This window comes from Paracoccus binzhouensis, from assembly GCF_016446475.1.
GTDB classification, from domain to species: Bacteria; Pseudomonadota; Alphaproteobacteria; order Rhodobacterales; family Rhodobacteraceae; genus Paracoccus; species Paracoccus binzhouensis.
In genome coordinates, this window is sequence record NZ_JAEHFP010000165.1 from 1 (window position 1) to 7,514 (window position 7,514).

Sequence of the window (7,514 nt, forward strand, 5' to 3'; positions counted from 1 at the left end):
CAGGTCTGCGATCTGTTCTCCGACGAGGAGTGCTACAACTACTTCAAAACCGCCGGGTATGAGGCCGATTGAGTGCAACAGGCTCTAGTCGCGGGTCGCGCCGGGCGGCGGGGTCACCAGGCCCCGCCGCAGCCGCGCCTCGCGCCAGGTGATATAGCTGATCGCGCCGATCATGATGGCGCCGCCGACCAGCACCCACAGGTCGACCGGCTCGGCAAAGACCAGCGCGCCCAGCAGGCTGGCCCAGACCAACTGCAGCAGCGTCACCGGCTGCGTCACCGTCAGCGGCGCCGAGACGAAGGCGCGGGTCATGGCGTAATGCCCGGCGGTGGCGAACAGCGCCGTGCCGGCCAGCACCGCGCATTGCAGCAGGCTGGGCGCCACCCAATGCAGAGCCGCGACCGGCGCCAGCCCGATGCAGACGATCAGCGACATCATCGCCACCACCACCGTGGCCGGCACATGTTCGGACAGCCGCTTGGCAACCAGGTAGGACAGGCCGAAGGTGACCGAGGCGCCGAGCTGCGCCAGGTGGCCGGGCTCCAGCGCCCGGATGCCGGGCCGCAGCACGATCATCGCCCCCGCCAGCGCCACGGCGATGGCCAGCGCCCGCCGCCAGGACACCCGCTCGCCCATCAGCAGCGCCGCGCCGACCGTCACCACGATGGGGTTGAGAAAGCCGATGGCGGTCACTTCGGCCACGGTGATGCGCGCCATGGCGTAGAACCACAGGATCACCGCCAGCACATGCAGCCCGCCGCGCAGCGCGAACAGCGCCCAGATGCGCGGGGTGAAGCCGCGCCGCAGCGCCGGCCCCAGGGCCGGGACCAGCAGCAGCAGGCCGAAGGCGAAACGGATGAACGCCCCCTCGGCCGCCGGCAGCGCCTGGCCCAGCCAGCGCACCGTGCCGTTGACGCCGACGAAGCACAGCCCGGCCGTCAGCATCCAGAAGATGCCGTTCAGGTCGCTGCGTGCGGTGGCCGGGCCCTGCTTCATGCAGCCGCCATGCCCTTTCGGCCGGCCGGGCGCAAGGGTCAGCCGTTCAGCACCAGCCCAAGGGCGATGCTCCACATCACCAGCCCGACCAGCAGATCCAGCACCCGCCAGGCCCTCGGCCGCGCGAACAGCGGCGAAAGCCAGCGCGCCCCGTATCCCAGCGCGAAGAAGAAGATCACCGAGCCCGAGACCGCCCCGGCGACGAAGCCCGGCTTGTCCTCCCAGCGGGCCGAGATCGAGCCGATCAGCACCACCGTATCCAGCCAGACATGCGGGTTGAGCCAGGTCAGCGCCGCCAGCACCCCCAGCGTGGCAGCGAGGCCGGTCGCCCCCTGCCCCGCCCGCAGGCTCTCGCCCCCGCGCCATGCGGCACGAAAGGCCCGCGCGCCATAGGCCAGCAGGAACGCCGCCCCGCCCCAGCGCATCGCCTCCAGGAACCAGGGCGCGCGGGCGGCGAGCGCCCCGGCGCCCAGCACCCCCGCGGTGATCAGCACCGCATCCGACAGCGCGCAAAAGGCGCAGGTCGCCAGCACATGACGGCGCATCAACCCCTGCTTCAGCACGAAGGCGTTCTGCGCCCCGATGGCGACGATCAGCGACAGGGCGGTCCCCAGACCGGCAAGATAGGCATGCATGCGGCTCTCCTTTCGCCCCGTCTTGTCGACACGGGCACCTTCAGGCAAATTCAAAATCATTATCCAGATTAAGGCTGTCTTCATGCTCGACTATGCCGCGCTCAGCGCCCTGTCCGAGATCATCCGCCGCGGCAGCTTCGAGGCGGCAGCCGCGGCGCTCGGCGTCACCCCCTCGGCGGTCTCGCAGCGCATCAAGGGGCTCGAGGAGCGGCTGGGCCAGGTGCTGATCCATCGCGGCCCGCCCGCCACCGGCACCGAGACCGGGCTGCGGCTGATGCAGCACCTCGACCAGGTGCGGCTGCTGGAAAGCACGCTCGCGGCCGGGCTGCAGCCCTCCGCCGGCCCGGCGGTGCTGCGGCTGGCGGTGAATGCCGACAGCCTGGCGACCTGGTTCCCGCCGGTGATGGCGGCGCTGCCGGTGCTCTACGACCTGGTGCTGGACGACCAGGACCACGCCCGCGACTGGCTGCGGCAGGGCCAGGTCTCGGCCGCGATCAGCTCGGACCCCGACCCGGTGCCGGGCTGCGACGCGCTGCCCCTGGGCGCCATGCGCTACCAGGCGCTGGCCACGCCGGAATTCCTCGCCCGGCACTTCCCGGACGGCGTGACCGAGGCCGCGCTGCGCGCCGCCCCGGCGATCATCTTCAACGCCAAGGACGCGCTGCAATCCCGCTGGGCCGAACGCGCCACCGGCAAGCGCCTGCATCTGCCCGGCCACCGGATCCCGGCCTCGGAACCCTTCGCGCGGGCGGTGGAGCTCGGCCTCGGCTGGGGCATGATCCCGGAAAGCATGGCCGCCCCGGCGCTGCGCGACGGCCGGCTGCGGCCGCTGGTCCCCGGAATGCCCCTGGACGTGACGCTGCATTGGCACGTGCAGCGCGCCATGGCGCCCGCCCTCGCCCCCCTGACCGCGGCCATAAGGAAAAGGGCCGCAGCCGAGCTGCGACCCTGATTTTTCCGTTTCCCCAATACCCCCGCCGGAGGCGGAAGCTCAAAGCTGCGCCGCCACATCCTCGGGAATGTCGAAATTCCCGGTGACGTTCTGCACGTCGTCATCCTCTTCCAGCGCGTCCAGCAGCTTCATCAGCTTCTGGGCGGTTTCCAGGTCGATCTCGGTCGGGGCCTGCGGCTTCCAGATCAGCTTGGCATGTTCGGATTCGCCCAAGCTGGCCTCCAGCGCGTTCGAGACCTCGGCCAGGTCGGTGTCCGAGGTATAGATCCAGTGCCCGTCCTCGTCGCTCTCGACATCCTCGGCCCCGGCCTCGATCGCGGCCAGCATCACCGTGTCGGCATCGCCGGCCTCGGGCTTGTAGAGGATCTCGCCCTTGCGGTCGAACATGAAGCTGACCGAGCCGGTCTGCCCCAGGTCGCCGCCATATTTGGTGAAATAGCTGCGCACGTTCGAGGCGGTGCGGTTGCGGTTGTCGGTCATCGCCTCGACGATGATGGCGATGCCGTTCGGGCCGTAGCCCTCATAGCGGATCTCGTCGTAGTTCTCGGCATCGCCGCCCTGCGATTTCTTGATGGCGCGGTCGATCACGTCCTTCGGCATCGAGTTCGACTTGGCTTCCTTCACCGCAAGGCGCAGGCGCGGGTTCTTGTCAGGGTCAGGGTCGCCCATCTTGGCGGCGACGGTGATTTCTTTGGCCAGTTTCGAAAACAGCTTCGAGCGCAGCTTGTCCTGCTTGCCCTTGCGATGCTGGATATTGGCCCATTTGCTATGGCCTGCCATGGTATTTCCCGGATTCTGGATATGTGCAGCGGTTTTTAGTCAGCCCGGGCCCGGGCCGCAAGCGTTACGCCCGATTCCGCGCGATCTCGGCCAGCACGTAAAGCCGCAGCGCCGTGGCCAGCCCCACCTCGGGCGGGCGGGCGGCGTCGATCTGGGCGATCAGCGTCGCCGTGGTGCGCCCGCCGGCGCGGGCCAGTTCGCGCAGCTCGCGCCAGAACGCATCCTCCAGGCTGACCGAGGTGCGATGCCCGCCGATGGTGACCGAGCGCTTGACCGGCGCCGACATCGGCGGCAGCGACAGGGATGGCGGTTCACTCCCCGCCATCGCCGGAATCCTCGCGGCGGTGCTGGTCCAGATGCCGGGCGGCACGCGCGGCGGCATCCTTCTCGGCGCGCTTCTGGTCCCTGGTGCGGCCGAACCTCGCCGCATTCTCGTCGCCCTGCCTGCGGGCGGCATCGCGGGCGGCACTCTTGCGCGCCGCCCGCAGGTTCACGACCTTGCCTGAACCGGACCCGGCCAAGGTCAGTCTTCCGGACCGATCATCTGCTCGGGGCGGACGATGCGGTCGAAGGTCTCGCCATCGACGAAGCCCAGCGCGATCGCCTCCTCGCGCAGCGTGGTGCCGTTCTTGTGCGCGGTCTTGGCCACCTTGGTGGCGTTGTCATAGCCGATGGTCGGCGCCAGGGCGGTCACCAGCATCAGCGATTCCTTCATCAGCTTCTCGATGCGCGGGATGTTCGCCTGCGTCCCCACCACCATGTTGTCGGTGAACGAGCCCGCCGCATCGCCCAGAAGCTGCATGGATTGCAGCACGTTATAGGACATCATCGGGTTGTAGACGTTCAGCTCGAAATGGCCCTGGCTGCCGGCAAAGCCGATGGCGGCGTCGTTGCCCATGACATGGGCGCAGACCATGGTCAGCGCCTCGGCCTGGGTCGGGTTGACCTTGCCCGGCATGATCGAGCTGCCCGGCTCGTTCTCCGGCAGGATCAGCTCGCCCAGCCCCGAGCGCGGACCGGAACCCAGCAGCCGCATGTCGTTGGCGATCTTGAACAGCGACGCCGCGACGGTCTTCAGCGCGCCCGAGAAGAACACCATCGCGTCATGCGCGGCCAGCGCCTCGAACTTGTTCGGTGCGGTGACGAAGGGCAGGTCGGTGATCTCGGCGATCTTGGCGGCGATGGCCGTGTCCCAGCCCTTCCTGGTGTTCAGCCCGGTGCCGACCGCGGTGCCGCCCTGCGCCAGCTCGTAGATGTCGCCGAGCGCCAGCTTCACCCGCTCGATGCCCTTGGCGACCTGGTGGGCATAGCCGCCGAATTCCTGGCCCAGGGTCAGCGGCGTCGCGTCCTGGGTATGGGTACGGCCGATCTTGATGATGTCCTTGAATTCCTCGGACTTCGCGACCAGCGCCTTGTGCAGCTTTTCCAGCCCCGGCAGCAGCACGTCGCGCGCCTGCATGGCGATGGCGACATGCATGGCGGTCGGGAAGGTGTCGTTCGAGCTTTGCCCCATGTTCACATGGTCGTTCGGATGCACCGGCTTCTTCGAGCCCATCTCGCCGCCCAGGATCTCGATGGCGCGGTTGCTGATGACCTCGTTGGCGTTCATGTTCGACTGCGTGCCCGAGCCGGTCTGCCAGACCACCAGCGGGAAGTTGTCGTCGAACCGGCCCGCGACGACTTCCGAGGCCGCCTGCACCATCGCCTTGCCGATGGCCGGGTCCAGCTTGCCGCTGGCCATGTTCACCTCGGCCGCGGCCTGCTTGATGACGCCCAGCGCGCGGATGATCGCCACCGGCTGCTTCTCCCAGCCGATGGGGAAGTTCTGGATCGAGCGCTGGGTCTGCGCCCCCCAATACTTGTCGGCTGGCACCTCCAGCGGGCCGAAGCTGTCGGTCTCGGTGCGGGTGGTCTTGGTCATGTCGGATATCCCTTGCGGTTTTGCCGGCCTTGTAGCGCCGGCAGGCCGGATTCGCAATTGGTATGCGAAAGCATGCAGTTAGCGCTCACGCCGACTGGCGGAAGACATAGGCCCGCGCCGGCGGCAGGTTGGCCCAGATGCGGCGGCTCTTGCGATGGCTCAGGCCGAAGCGCGCCCGTACCGCCTCGGACAGCGGCGGCAGCGGGCCATAGGTGATCTGCACGAAGGGTGCGCCCGGCTTCATCATCGACAGCGCCGCGCCGACGATGGCGGCCTGCAGCTCGTCCGGCATCGGCAGGGTCGGCACGCCCGAGATCACCGCATCCAGCCCCTTGCGCCCGACATTGACCATCTCCTGCGCCGGCAGGTTGTGGACGCGGGTGCCGGGGAAGCGCTCGGCCAGCCGGGTGCAGAAGGCGGCGTTCAGCTCGTAAAGCTCCAGCCTTTCCGGCGGCAGGCCGGTGGCCAAGATGGCGCGGGTGATGGTGCCGGTGCCGGCGCCGATCTCGGCCACCGCCTCCATCTGCGGCGTGACCAGCCGCGCCATCTCGGCGGCGGCGGCGCGCCCGGTCGGGGCGATGGCGCGGATCTCGGAGGGGCGGCGCAGAAACTGGCCCAGGAAAAGCGACAGGTCGGACAAACGGGTTTCTCCTGCAGGGATGCCGGTTCTCGCCTCTATGGCCCGCCGGTGACAGCACCGTGACGGGCCGGCCAAGGCAGGCGGGCTATTTCCGCCACTTGTCGAGGCTGACCACCTCGGCGCCGCTCTTGGGCCCCTCGGCCTCGGGCGTCTCGGCTGCGGGCTCGGCCTCCTCCTCGTCCTCCTCGTCCTCCTCGTGATTCTCGAAGCGCAGGCCGAACTCGACCGAGGGGTCCACGAAGGTGCGCAGGGCGTCGAAGGGGATGTAGAGCGGCTCGGGCGAGTTGCCGAAATTCAGCGTGATCCGGAAGCCCTCGGGCGTGACCTCGAGGTTCTCGAACCAGTGCTGGATGACGATGGTCATCTCCTCGGGATAGCGCTCGCGCAGCCAGTCGGCCATCTCGACATCCGAATCGCGGGTGTCGAAGGTGATGAAGAAATGATGCTCGCCCGGCAGCCCTTCGCGGGCCACGGATTGCAGCACCTCGGCGATCAGCCGCTGCATGGCCCGGTGCATCATTCCGCCGTAATCTATTCCGCGTGCCATGGCGTCCTCCGTCGTGATCGGGGGCCAGCATAGGGAATTGAGGCGGCTTGAAAAGCCCCTAGCGCCGCTGCCGGGCAGGACCGCCGGCCGGCTTCTTCGCTCGCCCGAATACCCGAAAGGCCGCGCCGGAAGCGCGGCCGCAAAGCCGTATGGGTCATGGGGAAAGATGGCGCGGTTGACGGGGCTCGAACCCGCGACCCCCGGCGTGACAGGCCGGTACTCTAACCAACTGAGCTACAACCGCGCATCTTTTCGGCGATAAGGTGGTGGTGGCGCGGTTGACGGGGCTCGAACCCGCGACCCCCGGCGTGACAGGCCGGTACTCTAACCAACTGAGCTACAACCGCGCAGACCACTTCCCCGGATCGCCGTCCGGGGTGCGAGGGGGTTTACGCACGGGGGCCGGTGGCGTCAAGGCCGATCTTGGCCGATCTTGCGCAAAAATGAAGGGGCGCCCCGAAAGGCGCCCCCGGGACCGGGAAAACAGGACAGGCAGGCCCTATTTCCGCACGGTCTTCTCGTCGAAATCGGGCAGGGCCTCCAGCTCGGCCTTGGTGTAGTTGGTGGCGAAGAAGGTGTCGTTGCCCACGGTGATCAGGTGGATGGCATCCTTGCCCAGCAGCACCTTCTTGGCGCCGATGCCCAGGAAGCCGCCGATATCGGCGATATAGCCCACGACCTGGCCCGAATCATCCAGCACGATGTCGTTCACCTTGGCGATGTCCTGCCATTCGGCGGGGCGTTCCTCGACCTGCGGGTCCACCCAGTCGGTCGAGGAGGGCTGGTTGGTGGTCCAGATGCGCCGGCTGGTGACCCAGCTCGACAGCACGCCGGGATCGGCCTCCGAGATCGCCGGGGCCTTTACGTCGGGCGGCGTGACCGGGGCTTCGGCCGCCGCGTCCTCGGCGGCAGCCGCGGCATCCTCGGCCGCGGCTGCGGCATCGGAGGCGGCATCACCCGCAGCCTCGGACGCGGCATCTGCGGCCTGCTCGCCCATGCCGGCCGCGGCGTCGGCGGCGTCCCCCGCGGCTTCGGCCGCAGCG

The 7,514-nt window shown here is 68.7% G+C and carries 10 protein-coding genes and 2 tRNA genes; 1 reads left to right on the plus strand and 11 read right to left on the minus strand.

All coding sequences use genetic code 11. From position 1 onward, the window contains the following. Nucleotides 1-84 precede the first annotated feature (84 nt). Both I9P22_RS22460 and I9P22_RS22465 read right to left on the minus strand, forming a co-directional pair. Nucleotides 85-996 (minus strand): DMT family transporter, encoded by a 912-nt coding sequence (locus tag I9P22_RS22460; RefSeq protein WP_233253542.1) that lies wholly within the window; start codon nt 994-996, stop codon nt 85-87. 38 nt (nt 997-1,034) lie between these two features. Next, a complete protein-coding gene (locus tag I9P22_RS22465; RefSeq protein WP_199262286.1) occupies nt 1,035-1,631 on the minus strand; it encodes a LysE/ArgO family amino acid transporter in 597 nt (198 codons plus the stop codon). 82 nt (nt 1,632-1,713) lie between these two features. Here I9P22_RS22465 and I9P22_RS22470 point away from each other — a divergent pair, with 82 nt between their 5' ends. Then, a complete protein-coding gene (locus I9P22_RS22470) occupies nt 1,714-2,583 on the plus strand; it encodes a LysR family transcriptional regulator ArgP (RefSeq protein ID WP_199262287.1) in 870 nt (289 codons plus the stop codon). 39 nt (nt 2,584-2,622) lie between these two features. Here the strand turns inward: I9P22_RS22470 and I9P22_RS22475 are convergent, their stop codons facing one another. The 9 genes from I9P22_RS22475 to I9P22_RS22515 all read right to left on the minus strand — a co-directional run. Further along, complete coding sequence (locus tag I9P22_RS22475; RefSeq protein WP_199262288.1) at nt 2,623-3,363, minus strand: YebC/PmpR family DNA-binding transcriptional regulator; 741 nt, start codon at nt 3,361-3,363, stop codon at nt 2,623-2,625. A gap of 64 nt (nt 3,364-3,427) precedes the next feature. Continuing rightward, nucleotides 3,428-3,688, minus strand: a complete 261-nt coding sequence (locus tag I9P22_RS22480; protein WP_233253543.1) for a ribbon-helix-helix domain-containing protein — start codon at nt 3,686-3,688, stop codon at nt 3,428-3,430. After that, nucleotides 3,675-3,884, minus strand: coding sequence for a DUF4169 family protein (locus tag I9P22_RS22485; RefSeq protein ID WP_199262289.1), 210 nt, complete (start codon nt 3,882-3,884; stop codon nt 3,675-3,677). The genes I9P22_RS22480 and I9P22_RS22485 overlap by 14 nt, the downstream gene beginning before the upstream one ends. A 2-nt stretch (nt 3,885-3,886) precedes the next feature. After that, nucleotides 3,887-5,284 carry a class II fumarate hydratase gene (gene fumC / locus I9P22_RS22490; RefSeq protein WP_199262291.1) on the minus strand — a complete coding sequence of 466 codons (1,398 nt, stop codon included), beginning with the start codon at nt 5,282-5,284 and terminating at the stop codon, nt 3,887-3,889. A gap of 85 nt (nt 5,285-5,369) precedes the next feature. Then, nucleotides 5,370-5,924 (minus strand): class I SAM-dependent methyltransferase, encoded by a 555-nt coding sequence (locus tag I9P22_RS22495; protein ID WP_199262293.1) that lies wholly within the window; start codon nt 5,922-5,924, stop codon nt 5,370-5,372. A gap of 85 nt (nt 5,925-6,009) precedes the next feature. Further along, nucleotides 6,010-6,471 carry an SspB family protein gene (locus I9P22_RS22500; RefSeq protein ID WP_199262295.1) on the minus strand — a complete coding sequence of 154 codons (462 nt, stop codon included), beginning with the start codon at nt 6,469-6,471 and terminating at the stop codon, nt 6,010-6,012. Between the two features lie 167 nt (nt 6,472-6,638). After that, a tRNA-Asp gene (locus tag I9P22_RS22505) sits at nt 6,639-6,715 on the minus strand. A 26-nt stretch (nt 6,716-6,741) separates the two neighbouring features. Further along, a tRNA-Asp gene (locus tag I9P22_RS22510) sits at nt 6,742-6,818 on the minus strand. A gap of 152 nt (nt 6,819-6,970) precedes the next feature. After that, the coding region (locus tag I9P22_RS22515) for a PRC-barrel domain-containing protein (RefSeq protein WP_199262297.1) at nt 6,971-7,514 on the minus strand (544 nt) is incomplete at its 5' end.